This is a genomic window from Amycolatopsis lurida (genome assembly GCF_900105055.1).
Classification (GTDB): domain Bacteria; phylum Actinomycetota; class Actinomycetes; order Mycobacteriales; family Pseudonocardiaceae; genus Amycolatopsis; species Amycolatopsis lurida.
This window is the reverse complement of sequence record NZ_FNTA01000004.1, coordinates 2,432,791-2,450,512: the sequence shown is the minus strand read 5'-3', so window position 1 is coordinate 2,450,512 and position 17,722 is coordinate 2,432,791. Positions and strand designations below refer to the sequence as shown.

Below are 17,722 nucleotides of genomic sequence, written 5' to 3'. Positions count from 1 at the left end.
ACTCACCCACTTCACCAAGGAGCAGATCGTGACCGTTGACGACACTCGCGCGAAACCGCGTTCCAGCGTGGAGGACGTCTGGCCTCTTTCCCCGCTGCAGGAGGGAATGCTCTATCACACCGCCCTCGACGACGAGGGGCACGACACCTACACCGTGCAGACCGTCTACGGCATCGACGGCCCGCTCGACGCCGCGCTGCTGAGGGCGTCGTGGCAGGCGCTCGTCGACCGGCATGCCGCGCTGCGGGCCTGTTTCCGTTACGTCAGCGGCGCGCAGATGGTGCAGGTCATCACCCGGGACGCGCAGATCCCTTGGCGCGAAACGGATCTCACCGGGCTGCCGGAGGAGATCCTCGAAAGCGAAGTGGACCGGCTGGCCGCGGACGAGCTGGCCGAGCGGCTCCGCATCGAGGTGGCGCCGCTGATGAAGCTGCACCTGATCCGGCTCGGCCCGGACCGTCACCGGCTGGTGCACACGCTGCACCACGTTCTGACCGACGGCTGGTCGATGCCGATCATCCACCGCGAACTCGCCGCGATCTACGCCGCGGGCGGGGACGCGTCCGGGCTGCCGCCCACGGTGTCCTATCGGGACTATCTCGCCTGGCTCGGCAAGCAGGACAAGGAAATCGCCCGCGCGGCCTGGCGCGAGGAGTTCGCCGGGGTCGACACGCCCACCGCGGTCGCGCCCGCCGATCCCGGCCGGGTGCCGGAGATCGACACCACGATCGTCGAGCTGTCCACGGAACTCACCGACGGGCTGGCGAATCTGGCCCGCGGGCACGATCTCACGCTGAACACCGTCGTGCAGGGCGCATGGGCCGTCGTGCTGTCGCAGCTCGCCGGCCGCACCGACGTGGTGTTCGGCGCGACCGCTTCGGGCCGTCCCGCCGAACTTGCCGGTGTCGAATCGATGGTCGGCCAGCTGCTCAACACTCTGCCGGTGCGGGTGCGGCTCGACGGCGCGAAACGGGCGGTCGACCTGTTCGCCGAACTACAGCGCGACCAGTCCGCGCTCATGGCGCACCAGCACCTCGGCCTGCAGGACGTGCAGGCCGTGGTCGGCCCCGGCGCGGTGTTCGACACGCTTGTCATCTACGAGAACTTCCCCCGCAAGGGACTCGGCCAGGCGCACGACGGCCTGACGCTGCGTCCGGTCAAGCGGGGACGCAATTCCTCGCACTATCCGTTCACCCTGGTCACCGGTCCGGGTGAGCAGATGCCGCTCATCCTCGACTACGACCGCAGCCTGTTCGACGAAAAGGCCGCCGGGTCGGTCGTCGGCGCGCTCGCCCGCGTGCTGGAGCGGCTGGTCGCCGAACCCGACGTCCTCGTCGGCCGGTTGACGCTGCTGAGCGAGGCCGAACGCGCCTTGGTGGTGCACGAATTCAACGCGACCGAGGGGCCCGTGCCGGGCGACTCCGTCGTCGAACTGTTCGCGCGGCGGGTGGCCGAGGCGCCCGAGGCGGTGGCGATCACCGATGCCGCGGGCGCGGATCTCACCTACGCCGCTCTTGACCAGGCTTCGAACCGGCTGGCCGCGTATCTCGCAGCCCGTGGTGTCGGCCGCGGTGACCGTGTCGGCGTGGCGATGGAGCGGTCGCCGGAGCTGCTCATCGCGTTCCTGGCGATCTGGAAGGCGGGAGCCGCGTACGTCCCGGTGGACGTCGAGTACCCGGCCGAGCGGATCGCGTTCATCCTCGACGACTCCGCGGTCTCGGTCGTGGTGTGCACGCAGGCCACCAGTGGCGTCGTGCCGAAGGACACGATCGTCCTCGATGCCCCGGAAACGCGGGCCGCCATCGACGCTTTCGCCGATACTGCACCGGGATTCCGGCCGAGCGCGGACGATCTGGCGTACGTCATGTACACCTCCGGCTCCACCGGCCTGCCCAAGGGCGTGGGAATCCCGCACGGTGGCGTGGCGGGGCTGGCCGGCGATCAGGGCTGGCAGATCGGCCCCGGTGACGGCGTCCTCATGCACGCGACGCACGTCTTCGACCCTTCGCTGTACGCGATGTGGGTGCCGCTTTCGACGGGTGCCCGCGTCCTGCTCACCGAGCCGGGCGTGCTCGACGCGGCCGGGGTGCGGCAGGCCGTCGCCCGCGGCGCGAACTACGTCCACCTCACCGCCGGTACCTTCCGCGCGCTCGCGGAGACGTCGCCGGAATGCTTCGACGGCTTGGTCGAAATCGGCACCGGCGGCGACGTCGTTCCCGCGCAGTCCGTGGAGAACCTGCGGCGCGCCCAGCCGAATCTGCGGGTGCGCAACACCTACGGGCCGACCGAGACCACCCTGTGCGCGACGTGGCTCCCGATCGAACCCGGCGACGTCGTCGACCGGGAACTGCCGATCGGTCACCCCATGACGAACCGCCGGATCTACATCCTCGACGCCTTCCTGCGGCCGGTCGCGCCAGGTGTGGCCGGCGAGCTGTACATCGCGGGAACGGGGCTGGCGCGCGGATATCTCGACAGCCCGGGCCTGACGTCCGAGCGCTTCGTGGCGTGCCCGTTCCTCCCCGGCGAGCGCATGTACCGCACCGGCGACCTGGCGCGCTGGACCCGCGACGGCGAGGTCGTGTTCCTCGAACGCGCCGACGACCAGGTGAAGATCCGCGGCTACCGAGTCGAACTGGGCGAGGTCGAATCCGTGCTGGCGGCCCAGCCGGGCGTGGTCGAGGCCGTCGTCATGGCGCGCGAGGACCAGCCGGGGGAGAAGCGGCTGGTCGGGTACTTCGTCTCCGACGGCGGTGACGCGGGCCCGGAGGAGATCAAGCGCCAGATGGGTCTCGTGCTGCCCGCGTACATGGTCCCGATGGCGGTCGTCGCCCTGCCCGGCCTTCCGGTCACTCCCAACGGAAAGGTCGACCGCCGGGCTTTGCCTGCCCCGGATCTCGCGGGCCGCGCGTCGGAGAAGGCGCCGGACAGCGAATCCGAGAAGGTGCTCTGCGACCTGTTCTCCGAGATCCTCGGCGTCGACAACGTGGGCGTCGACGACGCCTTCCACGACCTCGGCGGCAGTTCCGCGCTGGCGATGCGGCTCATCGCGCGAATCCGCGAGGTGATCGGCGTGGATCTGCCCATCCGGCAGCTGTTCTCCTCGCCGACGCCCGCCGGTGTCGCGCGGGCGCTCGCCGCGAAGTCCCGTCCCGCGCTGGAGCCCGCCGAGCGGCCCGAGCGGATTCCGCTCACCGCCCGGCAGCTGCGTGCCTGGCTGCTGGCCAGCCCCGGCGAGGAGACCGCCGCTCTGCACATCTCGGTCGCGCTGCGCCTGCGCGGCAGGCTGGACGTGTCCGCGCTGGCGGCGGCGCTCGGCGACGTCGCGACCCGGCACGAGGTGCTGCGCACGACGTTCCCCGGAGACGCGCAGAACGTCCGGCAGCTCGTCCACGAACCCGCGGCCATCGAGCTGACGCCGGTGCCCGCCACCGAGGAGGAGCTTCCCGGCCTGCTCGCCGGACTGCGCGCGTCGGTCTTCGACCTCACTCGTGAGGTGCCGTGGCGCTGCGATCTGTTCGCGCTGGCGGAGAAGGAACACGTGCTGCACCTGCGGCTGCACCGGATCCTCGCCGACGACGACTCGCTCGACGTGTTCTTCCGCGACCTGGCGGCCGCGTACGGCGCGCGGCGTTCGGGCCGGGTCCCGGAACGCGCGCCGCTGGCGCTGCAGTTCGCCGACTACGCGATCTGGGAGCAGCGGCTCCTCGCGGACGAGGACGAACAGGGCAGCCTGATCAACGAACAGGTCGTCTTCTGGCGGGACACCCTCACCGGGATCGAAGGCGAGACGGTGCTCCCGGTCGACCGGCCGCGTCCGGCAGTTCCGTCGCGGCAGGCGGGCACGGTCTCGCTGCGGCTGGGCGCCGAACCGTACGACCGGCTGACCGAAGCGGTGGAAAGGCTTGGCGCGGAAACGATCCACGTCGTGCATGCCGGGCTCGCCATGCTGCTGAGCAGATTCGGCGCGGGTGAAGACCTCGTGATCGGGACGAAGCTGGCGCGGGACGAGGACCTCATCGATCTCGAACCGATGATCGGGCCGTTCGCCCGGCCACTGGCCCTGCGCACGGATCTCTCCGGCGACCCGACCTTCCTCGAGGTCGTCACGCGGGTGCAGGAGGCCGTCCGGGGTGCGCGTCAGCAGCTGGACGTGCCGTTCGAGCGGATCGTCGACCTGCTGGATCTGCCCGCCTCGCTGTCCCGCCACCCCGTGTTCCAGGTGGGGCTGGAGGTCGACGAGGAGGACATCGGCGCGTGGGACGCGGCGGAACTGCCCGCCCTGCGCACCAGCGTCGAACCCGGCGGAACCGAGGCCACGGAACTGGATCTGGCGTTCAAGCTCACCGAGCGGCTCGACGAGGACGACAACGAGGACGGTCTCGAAGGCACTCTTCGGTATGCCGCGGACCTTTTCGACGAAGCCACGGCGGAATCGGTCGCGCGGCGGCTGGTCCACGTCCTGGAGCAGGTCGCGGAGGATCCCCAGCGGCGGATCAGCGAGCTGGACCTCTTCCTCGACGAGACCGAACGCGGCCGTCCGGCGATCGCGCCGGCGCGGTGGGCGGGCGAGGTGCCTTCGGTGGTCGCGGAGCTGGGCCCGCTCGGCGCGCTGGTGCTCGACGGCCAGAAGCGACCTGTCGCCCCGGGCGTCGTCGGCGACCTCTACGTCACCGGACCGGTGGTGGACGAGGGCAAGACGGGTGAGCCCTGCCTGTTCGGCGAGCCGGGGCACCGGATGCTGAACACCGGCCTGCTCGCCCGCAAGACCCCGGCCAAGACCCTGATCGTGGTGGGGGAGCGGCGGCGCACGAGCACCTCGGTGAAGACGGGCGACTACGAGATCCTGCTGCCGCTGCAGGCGGGCGGCGACCGGCCGCCGCTGTTCTGCGTGCACGCGAGCGGCGGGCTCAGCTGGAACTACGGGCCGCTGCTGCGGCATCTTCCCGCGAACCAGCCGGTCTACGGCGTGCAGGCACGCGGCCTCGCGCGGACCGAACGCCTGCCCGAGAGCGTCGAAGAGATGGCGGCCGACTACCTCGCGCATATCCGTGCCGTGCAGCCGACCGGGCCGTATCACCTGCTCGGCTGGTCGCTCGGCGGCCGGATCGCGCAGGCGATGGCCGCGATGCTCGAAGCCGACGGGGAAGAACTCGGCCTGCTCGCGCTGCTCGACGCCTACCCCGTCTACATGGGACGGAACGCGACCGGCACGGTGACCGAAGAGGCCGCGCGCGACGAAGACGGCCTGCAGAAACGAAAGCAGCAGGATCTGGAGCTGGCGGGCGGAATGGTCCAGGGCCCCGGTGCCCGGGAACGGCTGGAAGCGGTCATGAAGAACCTCTGGAAGGTGGGGCCGCAGCACACGGCGTCGCCGTTCAACGGCGACATCCTGCTGTTCGTCGCCTCGGAGGACCGGCCGGCGCACCTGCCCGTGTCGGAGGCCGTCGCCGGCTGGAAGGACTTCACCAGCGGCACGATCGAACACCACGAGATCCCGACCAACCATTACGACATGGTGCAACCCGCGGCGTTGGTCCAGATTGGATCCATCGTCGCCGAGAAGCTCCGGCCGCGGCCGGGCGCCTGAAAGGAAAAGCGATCATGAGCAACCCCTTTGACAACGAAGACGGTTCCTTTTTGGTGCTGGTGAACGACGAGGGCCAGCACTCGCTCTGGCCGACGTTCGCCGAGGTGCCCGCCGGCTGGACCCGCGTCCACGGCGAGGCCTCGCGCCAGGAATGCCTCGCCTACGTCGAGGAGAACTGGACCGACCTGCGGCCGAAGAGCCTGATCGCCGAAGTCAACGGCTGAGCGAGGGTGTCCAGCCGCTCAAACCGGGCGGTTGGACGAGCTCGGCGAGGGGGACTTTCCCCGCATAACACGTGGCGAAGGGCGCTTTCCCTGCATCGCATGCGGGGGAAGGGCCCTTCGCCCAGATCCGGACGGTTGGACGAACTCGACGCCCGTCCGCCCAAGCCGAGAACATCATTCCCGCGCGCGACGGCCGGTTGAGGCGAAAGGAACTGCCGTGTTCGAGGAGCTCAACGTCGTCAAGGGCCTGGAAATCCACCGGAGGAACCGCTTCGATCCGGGGGCGGAACTCCTGTCCCTGATGGCCGAAGGTCCCATCTCCGCCCTGGGCACCGAGGAAGACGGTGAACGGCGAACGGCGTGGCTCGCCACCGGATACGACGAGGTCCGCCAGGTCCTCAGCTCGGACAAGTTCAGCGCGCGCCTGATCTACGGCGGGACCGCGGCAGGTATCGCCTGGCCCGGGTTCCTCACCCACTACGACCCGCCGGACCACACGCGCCTGCGCCGCCTGGTCACCCCGCCGTTCACCATGCGGCGGATGAAGGATTTCCGCCCCGAGGTCTCGCAGATCGTCGAGGACGCCTTGGACACCATCGAGGACATGGGCGGCCCGGTGGATTTCGTCCCGCATTTCGGCTGGGCGATCGCCACGACGGCGACCTGCGACTTCCTCGGCATCCCGCGGGACGACCAGGCGGATCTGTCCCGCACGCTGCACGCCAGCCGGACCGAACGGACCGACAAACGGCGCAACGCGGCGGGCAACAAGTACATGCAGTACATGAACAAGGCCGTCGCCCGCGTTCGTCGCGATCCCGGAGACGACCTGTTCGGCGTCGTGGTGCGAGAACATGGCGACGAGATCACCGACGCGGAGCTGGCCGGGGTGGCCGCGTTCATCATGGGTGCCGGTGGCGACCAGGTCGCCCGGTTCCTCGCGGCGGGCGCGTTGCTGATGGCCGACTTCCCGGAGCAGTTCGACATCCTGCGGGAGCGGCCGGACACGATCCCGGACTGGCTGGAGGAGCTGAACCGGTACCTCACCACCGACGAGAAGCTCCACCCGCGTATCGCGAAGGAGGACGTGACGATCGGCGGCCGTCTCGTCAAGGCCGGTGACACCGTCACGTGTTCCCTGCTCGGGGCGAACCGGGCGAAGTTCCCCGCCCCGGACGACGAATTCGACATCACCCGGGAGAAGTCGCCGCATGTCTCGTTCGGGCACGGGATCCACCACTGCCTCGGCAGGCCGCTGGCGGAGATGGTGTTCCGGAAGGCGATTCCCGCGCTGGCACGGCGTTTTCCCAAGCTGAGGCTCGCCGAGCCCGATCGCAAGCTCAAGTTCGGACCACCACCGTTCGACGTGGAAGCCCTGCCGCTCGACTGGTAACGCCAGAAAGCCTGAGGAGAATCATGGTAGTTCCCTTGCCGCATCAGCGGATCCGGCTCGATCCGGCGCCGGAGCTCTGGGCGTTGCACCAGGAAGGCCCGCTGCACTCCTACGACACGGAGACCGGGCTGAACGGCCGCCGGCAATGGTTGGTCACCGGATACGACGAGGTGCGCGCGATCCTCGCCGACGCCACGCGGTTCAGCTCGATGCGGCCGGTCGACGACGAGGCGGACCGCGCCCACCTGCCGGGGATCCTGCAGGCCTACGACCCGCCCGACCACACCCGCCTGCGCGGGACGGTGGCCGGGGCGTTCAGCGTCCGGCGGATCGAGCGGTTGCGGCCACGGGTCGAAGAAGTCATCGAAGAGGGCCTCGACGATCTGGAGAGCATGGGCTCGCCGATCGACTTCGTCCGGTACGCGGGCTGGCCCATTCCGGCGCTGATCGCCTGCGAGTTCCTCGGTGTCCCGCGTGACGACCAGGCCGATCTGTCGCGGATGATCCGGGACAGCCGGGAGAGCCGGATCCCCAAGCAGCGGGCCCAGTCGAGCCTCGGTGTCGTCAACTACTGCGAAAAGCTCGCCGCCCGCGAACGCCGCGATCCCGGCGACGAGCTGATCGGCTTCATCGTGCGCGAGCATGGCGACAAGGTCAGCGACGAGGAACTTTCGGGGCTCGCCGAGGCGATCCTGATCGTGGCCGTCGAGCAGATGGCCGCCCAGCTGGCGATGGCGGTGCTCCTGTTCGCGACGAACCCCGCCCAGCTGTCGCTGCTGCGCGAAGGTCCGGAACTCGTGGACAGCGCGACCGAGGAAGTCCTGCGCTTCCCGACGATCGTCGAAGCGCCCTCTCCCCGGACCGCGCTCGTCGACCTGAACATCGCCGGCCACGACATCCACGCCGGCGACGTACTGACCTGTTCGATGCTGGCGGTCAACCGCGCGCTCGGGGACAAATTCGACATCACCCGCGAGAACACCCCGGGGCATCTCGCCTTCGGGCACGGCATCCACCACTGCGTAGGGGCTCCGCTGGCGAGGCTCGAACTGCGGGTGGCGCTGCCGATCCTGGCGCGGCGGTTCCCGGCGCTGAGGCTGGCGGTCCCGGAGGAGGAACTGCGGTTCGTGGCGGGCAAACCCGCCCCGTTCAACATCGAGGAGCTCCCCGTTGAGTGGTGAGGACACGCGTCCGCTGCACATCCGCAGGCAAGACCTCGACCCGGCGGACGAACTGCGCGCCGCCGGGCCGCTGTCGAAGGTCACGGTGGGCACCGGGGCGGACGCCGAAACCATCTGGATGGCCGCGGGACACTCCGTCGTCCGCCAGGTTCTGGGCGACCACAAGCGATTCAGCACCCGGCGCCGGTGGCATGAACAGGACGAAGTCGGTGGGCAGGGCATCTTCCGGCCGCAGGAGCTCGTCGGCAACCTGATGGACTACGACCCGCCCGAGCACACCCGGATGCGGCAGAAGCTGACCCCGGGATTCACGCTGCGGAAGATGCGGCGTATGGAGCCGTACATCGAGCAGATCGTGACGGAACGGCTCGACGTCATGGAGGACGAGGGATCCCCGGCCGACGTGATCGAGCTCGTCGCCGACGAGGTGCCGGGAGCCGTGCTGTGCGAACTGATCGGCGTGCCTCGTGACGACCGCGCCATGTTCCTCAAGCTGTGCCACGGGCACCTCGACGCCTCGCTGAGCCAGCGGAGACGGGCGGCCGCCGGCGAGGCGTTCTCCCGCTACCTGCTGGCGATGATCGCCAGGAACCGTGAGGAACCCGGTGAAGGGCTGATCGGCGCGGTCGTCGCCGAACACGGTGACGAGGCCACCGACGAGGAACTGCGGGGTTTCTGCGTTCAGGTGATGCTGGCCGGTGACGACAACATCTCCGGCATGATCGGCCTCGGTGTGCTGGCTCTCCTGCGGCATCCCGAGCAACTCGCCGCGATCCGGGGCGACGGCCAGGCGGCGGACCGCGCGGTCGACGAGCTGATCCGGTACCTCACCGTGCCGTACGCCCCGACACCCCGCACCGCCATGGAGGACGTCGTCATCGGGGACGAGGTCATCAAGGAGGGCGAGACCGTGCTCTGCTCGCTCCCCATGGCGAACCGTGATCCCGCGCTGGTGCCGGATCCTGACCGGCTCGATCTCACGCGGGAGCCCGCGCCGCACGTGGCGTTCGGGCACGGGATCCACCACTGCCTGGGCGCTTCGCTGGCGCGGCTCGAACTGCGCACGGTCTTTACTTTGCTGTGGCAGCGTTTTCCGGACCTCAGGCTCGCGGATCCCGAGAAGGACGCCATGTTCCGCCTCACCACACCGGCTTATGGGCTCACGAGCTTGATGGTCGAGTGGTGAGTTTCGGCCGGTGGTGACGTGCCGTGTCGCGAAAGCCACTTTCGCGACGCTGGATGTCCCGAAAGTGGCTTTCGCGACCTGGGAAGGGCACCTCGCCACTCACGGCCCGTCTCGCACTCCGGCATCCGCCGACGTTGCGAAAGCCACTTTCGCAACCTTCAACGTTGCGAAAGTGGCTTTCGCAACGTCGCCGGCTTCGCCTCCCCATTTCCCCTGAGCCACTCACGAGTCGTCCATGGCGGCGCTGGACGTCCCGCCCGATCGCGGATGAAGATTGCGGCGCGGCATACGGCCGGACCGCAGGTCACTGAAGGAGCTTCCATCGGTATGGAGCACGCAATCGACGAGGTCGCGCCGGCCGTGGAGCCGACGGCCAACTACATGATGAGGACGCACTGCGATCCGCACGAGGACATGTTCACGTTGCGGGAGAAGGGCCCGTTGGTCCGGATTCTCGGCGACGCGTCCACGCAGCTCGGCAAGGGCTACGTCTGGCAGGCGCTCGGTTACGACGTCGTGCGCAAGATCCTCGGCGACCACGAGAATTTCACGACGCGCCCCCGGCTCACCGAGGCGGAAGCCGAGCGGACGACGAACGGCGAAGACGTTCCCATGGCGCCGCAGTTCGTCGGCCAGATCTCGACTTACGATCCGCCCGAGCACACACGGCTGCGGCGGATGCTGACGCCGGAGTTCACCGTCCGGCGGATCCGGCGGCTGGAACCCGCGATCCAGGAACTCATCGACGAACGTCTCGACGAGGTCGAGGCCGAAGGGGCGCCCGCCGACGTACAAGGACTTTTCGCCGACCCGGTCGGTGGCGGTGTCCTTTGTGAACTGCTCGGCATCCCGCGCGACGACCGCAACGAGTTCATCCGGCGGATCCGGCGCAATGTCGACCTCAGCCGCGGATTCAAGGCGAGGGCCGCCGACAGCGCGGCGTTCAACCAGTACCTGCTCGGTCTCATCACCCGCCAGCGCAAGGATCCCGACGACGGTTTCCTCGGCATGCTCGTCCGCGAGCACGGCGACAACGTCACCGACGACGAGCTGAAGGGCCTGTGCACGGCGCTGCTGCTCGGCGGTGTCGAGACCGTCGCGGGAATGCTCGGCTTCGGCGTACTCGCGCTCCTGGATCACCCCGAGCAGAAGCAGATGCTCTTCGAAGGCCGGGACGAGGCGGATCGCGTCGTCAACGAATTGCTGCGTTATCTCTCACCCGTGCAGCAGCCGAATCCGCGGATGGCGCTCAGGGACGTCGTCGTCGGCGGGCAGCTGATCAAGGCGGGGGACTACGTCCTCTGCTCGATCTTGATGGCGAACCGGGACGAAGCGCTGACGCCGAACCCGAACGTCCTCGACGCGCGGCGCCCGCCGGTTTCGGACGTCGGTTTCGGGCACGGCATCCATTACTGCATCGGCGCCGCGGTCGCGAGGTCTGTACTGCGCATGGCTTATCAGTCGTTGTGGCAGCGATTCCCCGGGCTGCGCCTGGCGGTGTCCAACGACGAGGTCAAGCTCCGGAACGCGTTCATCGACTGCCCGGATCAATTGCCGGTCACCTGGTAGAGGGGAAGCGGAATGCGCGTCTTGTTGTGGGCCTGCGGATCACGCGGGGACGTCGAACCGTTGGTGGCGCTGGCCGCGCGGTTGAAGGAATCCGGCGCCGAGGTGCGGGTGTGCGCGCCACCGGACAGCGCGGAGCGGCTGGCCGAAATCGAGGTGCCGCTGGTGCCGGTCGCCCGGCCGGACCGCGGGATGAACGACGGCGAGGGCCGGGATCCCGAGCTCGCCGCCGCCGGGATCGCCGACCAGTTCGACCAGATGCCCGCCGTCGCCGAAGGCTGTGACGTCGTCGTGGCGACCGGTCTGCTGTCCGGCGCGGTCGCGGTGCGGTCGGTGGCCGAGAAGCTCGGAATCCCCTACTACTACGTCGCTTTGTGTCCGATCCACCTGCCGAGCCACCTCGAAGCGCCGCAGCGCGAGATGTACAACCAGGGTGCGGACGGCCTGTTCGGCGAGGCGCTCAACGCGAAGCGGGCCGAGATCGGTCTGGTGCCGGTGAAGAACCTCTTCGACTACTGCTCCACCGAAAAGCCTTTGCTGGCCGCGGATCCGATCCTCGCTCCGCTGGAGCCGCGGCACGAGGCCGTGCAGACCGGCGCCTGGATCCTGCCCGACGAGCGGCCGCTCCCCGCCGACCTGGAGGCGTTCCTCGCCGCCGGCCCGCCGCCGGTGTACGTCGGTTTCGGCAGCTCGTCCGGCACCGCCGACGCGGCGAAGGTGGCCATCGAGGCGATCCGCGCGAAGGGGCACCGGGTGATCCTTTCCCGTGGCTGGGCCGGGTTGGACCTGCCCGAGGACGAGGACGACTGCTTCGCCGTCGACGAGGTGAACCTCCAAGAGCTGTTCCGGAGGGTCGCCGTCTCCATCCACCACGACGGCACGGGCACGACCCATATCGCCACCCGGGCGGGCTCGCCGCAGATCATCGTGCGGTCGATCGTCGGCCAGCAGTACTACTCCGACCGGGTCGCCGAGCTGGGGATCGGTGTCGCCCTCGAAGGGCCGGCGCCGACGTTCGAGGCCATGTCCGCCGCGCTCACCACGGCACTGGCCCCCGAGACGCGGGCCAAGGCGATCGAGGTCGCCGGCACGATCCCCGCCGACGGGACCACGGTCGCCGTGGACCTGCTGCGCGACGCGGTCAGCCGCGAAAAGCCGTCGGTTCCCGCCTGAACTGAAAGAACGGGGAATTACGTGAAGCGCGTGTTGCTGGCGACATCCGGAAGCCGAGGGGACGTCGAACCGCTGGTGGCGTTGGCCGTGCGGCTGCGGGAGGCGGGCGCCGAGGTGCGGATGGCCGCGCCGCCGGACTCCTCCGAACGGCTGGCCGAGGTCGGTGTCCCGCTGGTCCCGGTCGGACAGTCGACCCGCACCGCGATCAAGGGGGCGAAGCCGCCGTCCCCCGAGGACGGGCCGCGGCTTTCGGCCGAGGCGATGGCCGTCCAGTTCGCCGAGGTCCCGGCGGCCGCCGAGGGCTGCGACGTCGTGGTGACGACCGGGATGCTGGCCACCGCGGTCGCCGTCCGCTCGGTGGCGGAGAAACTGGGCATCCCGTACTTCTACGGCTTCTACTGCCCCCGCTTCATCCCGTCGCCGCATTACGCGCCGCCGCCTCCGCTCGGCGAGCCTCCCGCGCCGGAAGGCACCGACAACCGGGCGCTGTGGGAGCGCAACAGCCGGAGCGCCCTCAAGCGCTTCGGCGAGCCGCTCAACAGTCAGCGGGCCGCGATCGGTCTCCCGCCGGTCGAGGACATCTTCGGGTACGGCTTCACCGATCACCCGCTGCTGGCGGCCGACGCTTCCCTCGCCCCGCTTCAGCCGACGGATCTCGACGTCGTCCAGACCGGCGCTTGGACGCTGCCCGACCAGCGGCAGCTGTCCCCGGAGCTGGAGGCGTTCCTCGCCGCCGGGCCGCCGCCGGTGTACGTCGGATTCGGCAGCATGCGCGCCCCCGACGAGGCCGCCAAGGTCGCCATCGAGGCGGTGCGGGCCCACGGCCGCCGGGTGATCATTTCCCGCGGCTGGGCCGATCTCGCGCTGATCGACGACCGGAGCGACTGCTTCGCCGCGGGGGAGGGCAACCAGCAGCTCCTGTTCGGCCGGGTCGCCGCCGCCGTCCATCACGGCGGCGCGGGCACGACGACCACGGCCACGCGGGCGGGTGTCCCGCAGGTCGTCGTCCCGCAGATGGCGGACCAGCCGTACTTCGCCGGCCGGGTGGCCGAGCTGGGCATCGGCGTGGCGCACGACGGTCCGACACCGACCTTCGATTCCCTGTCGGCCGCGCTCGAAACGGCACTCGCCCCCGAAACCCGGGAGCGGGCGACGGCGGTTGCGGGCACGGTCCGCACCGACGGGGCCGCCGTGGCCGCGAAATTCCTCCTCGACGCGGTCGACCGCGTTTCCGTCTGAAGCCAGGGGTACGAGATGCGTGTGTTGTTGTCGACGACCGGTCTCCGCGGAGACGTCGAACCGGTGGTCGCGCTGGCGGTGCGGTTGCGGGAACTCGGTACCGACGTGCGCGTGTGCGCGCCGCCGGACACCGGGGAACGGCTGGCCGAATTCGCCGTCCCGTTCGTTCCGGTCGGGCAGTCGTTGCGCGTCATGATGCAGGGGATGACGGAAGGGCCGGAACCGCGGCGCCCCGCCGACGAGCTCGCCGAGCAGTTCGACGCGGTCCCGGCGGCCGCCGAGGGCTGTGACGTGGTGCTGGCGACCGGTGTCCTGTCGGCCGCCATCGGCGTGCGGTCGGTGGCGGAAAGCCTGGGCATCCCGTACTTCTACGCCGCCTACTGCCCGATCTACCTGCCGTCGCCGTACTACCCGCCGCCCCTGTCGCGGGGTGACGGGCGGCCGCCCGAGGAGGCCATGGACGACAACCGGGCGCTGTGGGACTTCTACAACGAGGTCTTCTCCCGGCGGTACTCGGACGCACTCAACGGCCGTCGCGCGGTGCTCGGCCTGCCGCCGGTGGAGAACCTCGTCCAGTACGGCTTCACCGAGCAGCCCTGGATGGCGGCGGATCCGGTGCTCGCTCCGCCCCGGCCCGAACTCGGCGCCGTGCAGACCGGCGCGTGGATCCTGCCCGACGAGCGGCCGCTCCCCGCTGATCTGGAGGCGTTCCTCGCCACCGGTCCGCCACCGGTGTACGTCGGTTTCGGCAGCACGCCCGAAATCGCGGACACGGTGAAGCTGGCCGTCGAGTCGATCCGGGCGAAGGGGCACCGGGTGGTCCTCTCGCGGGGCTGGGCGGACATGGCCCTGCCCGACGACGGAGCCGACTGCTTCGCCGTGGGCGAGGTGAACCTGCAGGCGCTGTTCGGCCGGGTCGCCGCCGTCGTCCACCACGCCGGCGGGGGCACGACGACCGTGGCCGCGCGGGCGGGCATCCCTCAGGTCGTGCTTCCGCAGATCACCGACCAGCCGTACTTCGCCGAGCAGGTGGCCGCGCTGGGCATCGGCGTGGCGTTCGAAGAGTTCGGCCCGGCTCCCACTTTCGCTTCGCTGTCCGCCGCGCTCGCCACCGCGCTGTCCCCGGAGATCCGGGCACGCGCGAAGGCCGTCGCGGGCACGCTCCGCACCGACGGGACCACCGTCGCCGCGGAGCGCCTGCGCGCCGCCGTCGGCCGCGTTTCCGTCTGACCATCAACCTGACCAGGGTGAGGAAAATGTCCGATCTGGCTGCAGCACCGCACGAGAACCGGCAGATGGCGCAGTGGTTCGGCGCCGACGCCGAACGGTACGACCGCGCCCGGCCCACCTATCCCGAAGCGCTGGTCGACCGGGTCGTCTCGCTGAGCCCCGGGAAGAACTTCGTGGACGTCGGCTGCGGTACCGGCCTTTCGTCCCGCCCGTTCCAGGCGGCGGGCTGCACGGTGCTCGGCGTCGAGCCGGACGCGCGGATGGCGGAGGTCGCCCGCAGGCGCGGGCTCGACGTCGAGGTCGCCAAGTTCGAGGACTGGGACCCGGCCGGCCGCACCTTCGACGCGGTCACCTCGGGGACCGCCTGGCACTGGGTGGACCCGTTCGCGGGTGCGGCCAAGGTGGCGGACGTGCTCGCCCCGCATGGCCTGATCGCGTTGTTCGACAACGGTTTCGAGCTCCCGGAGGCCGTCATGACGGCGCAGGGGGAGGCGTACCGGCACGCCATGCCGGACGTGAAGTTCGAGCCACCGTCCAAAAAGGACGAAGATGTCGAAGAGTACGTCCAACAGGTCTACGCCAAGCAGTACGTGAAGGCGGCGGAAGGCATCCTCCGGACCGGCGCGTTCAGCCGGCCGGAGGAACTGCGCTTCGAGTGGTCGCGTGTCTGCACCCGTGACGAGTGGCTGGACCAGATCCCGACCCAGGGCGGGCTCAACCACCTCGCGGAGGACGCGCGCGCCCGGTTCCTCGCGTACCTCGGCTCGGCCATCGACGAAATCGGTGGCTCGTTCACCATCAACTACGCCACGGTCGGCATCGCCGCGGTCCGGCGCTGAAGTACACCAGGGGATACGAAATGCGCGTGTTGTTTTGGTCGTACGGAACCCGCGGCGAGGTCGAACCGCTGGTGGCGCTGGCATTGCGGTTGCGCGAGCAGGGTGACGAGGTGCGGATGTGTGCGCCTCCCGACTACACCGGACGGCTGGCCGAGGTCGGCGTGCCGCATATCGTCGTCGGCAAGCCCGTGCTCGAAGAAGCGGGCGCGCTGGGCGGACCGCCCGAATCGCCCGAAGCCGCGATCGCGGGGATGGCCGAGCAGTTCGACAAGATCCCGGCGGCCGCCGAAGGGTGCGACGCGGTGGTGGCGACCGGCCTGCTGTCGGGCGCGATCGGTGTCCGTTCGGTGGCCGAGAAACTGGGCATCCCGTACTTCTCCGTCGTTCCCTCGCCGGCGCTCGTGCCGTCGCCCGAACACCGGGGCATGTACAACAACGGTGCCGACGGGATGTTCGGCGGCCCGCTCAACGAGCTCCGGGCTTCGATCGGTCTCCCACCGGTGAAGGACCTGTACGACTTCAGCACCACCGACCAGCCCTTGCTGGCGGCGGATCCGCTCCTGGCACCGGCGGCCGGCGGCGTCCGGACCGGCGCGTGGATCCACCCCGACGATCGTCCGCTTTCCGCGGATCTGGAAGCGTTTCTCGCCGACGGTCCGGCGCCGGTGTACGTCGGCTTCGGCTGCTCGCCCGCCCCCGCCGAAATCGCCAAGGTGGCCGTCGAGGCGATCCGTGCCCAGGGGTGCCGGGTGATCCTTTCCCATGGTTGGGCGGGTTTGACGTTGCCGGACGACGGCGCCGACTGCCTGGCCGTCGGAGAGGAAAATCTGCAAGCGCTCTTCGGCCGCGTGGCCGCCGCGGTCCACCATGGTGGCACCGGCACGACACACGTGGCGGCACTGGCGGGAGTCCCGCAGATCGTGGTCCCGCAGATCGCGGACCATCCGCATTTCGCCGCCAAGGTGGCCGAACTGGGCATCGGGGTGGCGCACGACGGCCCGAACCCGACCGTCGATTCGCTTTCCGCCGCGCTCGTCACGGCGCTGGCCCCGGAAACCTCGGCCCGCGCGAAAGCCGTCGCCGGCACGATCCGCACCGACGGGACGACGGTGGCCGCGGAACTCGTGCGCGCCGCGGTCGTGCGTTGACCTCGTGAGTGGTAAGGACGGTTCTAACCGTCCTTACCACTCACGAGGCCCAGGCACTGTCCAGCCCCACTCCGTTGAAGTGCGACAAGGCGGTAACCAAAATCAGCACCATGCTTCCACGCCCCGGCGCGACCCGGCTGCTGGCGATCTCCCCGCATTTGGACGACGCGGTCCTTTCCCTCGGCGCGAGCCTCGCCCAAGCGGCGCGGGATGGCGCGGAGGTACTCGTCTACACGGTCTTCGCGGGAACGGCACCGCCTCCCTATTCCGCGGCGGCGGAGCGAATGCACGCGGTCTGGGGTCTTTCGCCGGAGGACGACGCGCCGCTCCATCGCCGGAGCGAGGACATCGCCGCGCTCGCGCATCTGGGGCTGGCTTACCGGCACGGCCGGTTCCTCGACTCCATCTACCGGAGGCTGCCGGACGGCCGGTGGCTCACCGATCACGTGGAGGGCGGGCAAAAGCTCGCGGTGGCCCAGGATTCACCGGGCGACGACGGTCTGGTCGCCGAGATCAGGGACGACATCGAGGCGATCGTGGCGGAGTTCGAGCCGACGCTGATCGTCACGTGCGCGGCCGTCGTCGACCATCCCGACAACCTGGCCACCCGTGACGCCGCGTTGGCAGCGTTCTCCGCCGCGCGCGCGAAGAACGTTCCGATACGGCTCTGGGAAGACCTTCCCTATTCGATGTTCAAACCGGGAACGATCGAACTCCCCGCCGGTTTCCGGCTCGGCACTTCCGAATTCGAATCCGCGACGACGGAGACTTGGAAACGGAAACGAGAAGCCGTCGAGTGCTATTCTTCCCAGCTGACGATGCTCAACGGCAGGAACAAGAACTTGTTCGAGAGGCTGGACGAGCACGCGCGGAAGAATTCGCCGCGGGGCGGATTCGGCGAAACCACCTGGCCCGTTCTCCTCGACGACAACAACGGTTAAGCGAGGTACCGG

Annotated in this window: 12 protein-coding genes; all 12 read left to right on the top strand. The window is 69.7% G+C overall.

Translation table 11 applies throughout. From position 1 onward, the window contains the following. Positions 1-28: 28 nt before the first annotated feature. The 12 genes from BLW75_RS16470 to BLW75_RS16410 all read left to right on the top strand — a co-directional run bounded on the left by BLW75_RS16470 (position 29) and on the right by BLW75_RS16410 (position 17,710). The gene (locus BLW75_RS16470; protein ID WP_034313538.1) at positions 29-5,590 is read left to right on the top strand and encodes a non-ribosomal peptide synthetase; all 5,562 of its coding nucleotides are present in this window, start codon (positions 29-31) and stop codon (positions 5,588-5,590) included. 14 nt (positions 5,591-5,604) lie between these two features. Then, entirely contained in the window at positions 5,605-5,814 is a 210-nt protein-coding gene (locus tag BLW75_RS16465; RefSeq protein WP_034313535.1) for an MbtH family protein, read from the top strand. Between the two features lie 217 nt (positions 5,815-6,031). Next, positions 6,032-7,207, top strand: a complete 1,176-nt coding sequence (locus tag BLW75_RS16460; protein WP_034313533.1) for a cytochrome P450 — start codon at positions 6,032-6,034, stop codon at positions 7,205-7,207. Positions 7,208-7,230: 23 nt separating this feature from the next. Further along, a complete protein-coding gene (locus BLW75_RS16455) occupies positions 7,231-8,388 on the top strand; it encodes a cytochrome P450 (RefSeq protein WP_034313531.1) in 1,158 nt (385 codons plus the stop codon). Then, a complete protein-coding gene (locus BLW75_RS16450) occupies positions 8,378-9,574 on the top strand; it encodes a cytochrome P450 (protein WP_034313529.1) in 1,197 nt (398 codons plus the stop codon). The genes BLW75_RS16455 and BLW75_RS16450 overlap by 11 nt, the downstream gene beginning before the upstream one ends. A gap of 327 nt (positions 9,575-9,901) precedes the next feature. Next, the gene (locus BLW75_RS16440; RefSeq protein WP_034313525.1) at positions 9,902-11,143 is read left to right on the top strand and encodes a cytochrome P450; all 1,242 of its coding nucleotides are present in this window, start codon (positions 9,902-9,904) and stop codon (positions 11,141-11,143) included. 12 nt (positions 11,144-11,155) lie between these two features. Further along, complete coding sequence (locus tag BLW75_RS16435) at positions 11,156-12,313, top strand: glycosyltransferase (RefSeq protein WP_034313523.1); 1,158 nt, start codon at positions 11,156-11,158, stop codon at positions 12,311-12,313. A gap of 21 nt (positions 12,314-12,334) precedes the next feature. Then, positions 12,335-13,552, top strand: a complete 1,218-nt coding sequence (locus BLW75_RS16430) for a glycosyltransferase (RefSeq protein WP_034313520.1) — start codon at positions 12,335-12,337, stop codon at positions 13,550-13,552. Positions 13,553-13,567: 15 nt separating this feature from the next. Next, a complete protein-coding gene (locus tag BLW75_RS16425; protein ID WP_034313518.1) occupies positions 13,568-14,782 on the top strand; it encodes a glycosyltransferase in 1,215 nt (404 codons plus the stop codon). Positions 14,783-14,808: 26 nt separating this feature from the next. Then, complete coding sequence (locus tag BLW75_RS16420) at positions 14,809-15,621, top strand: class I SAM-dependent methyltransferase (protein ID WP_034313515.1); 813 nt, start codon at positions 14,809-14,811, stop codon at positions 15,619-15,621. Positions 15,622-15,641: 20 nt separating this feature from the next. After that, entirely contained in the window at positions 15,642-16,769 is a 1,128-nt protein-coding gene (locus tag BLW75_RS16415; protein WP_034313514.1) for a glycosyltransferase, read from the top strand. Positions 16,770-16,879: 110 nt separating this feature from the next. Continuing rightward, positions 16,880-17,710, top strand: a complete 831-nt coding sequence (locus tag BLW75_RS16410) for a PIG-L deacetylase family protein (protein WP_034313689.1) — start codon at positions 16,880-16,882, stop codon at positions 17,708-17,710. Positions 17,711-17,722: the final 12 nt, after the last annotated feature.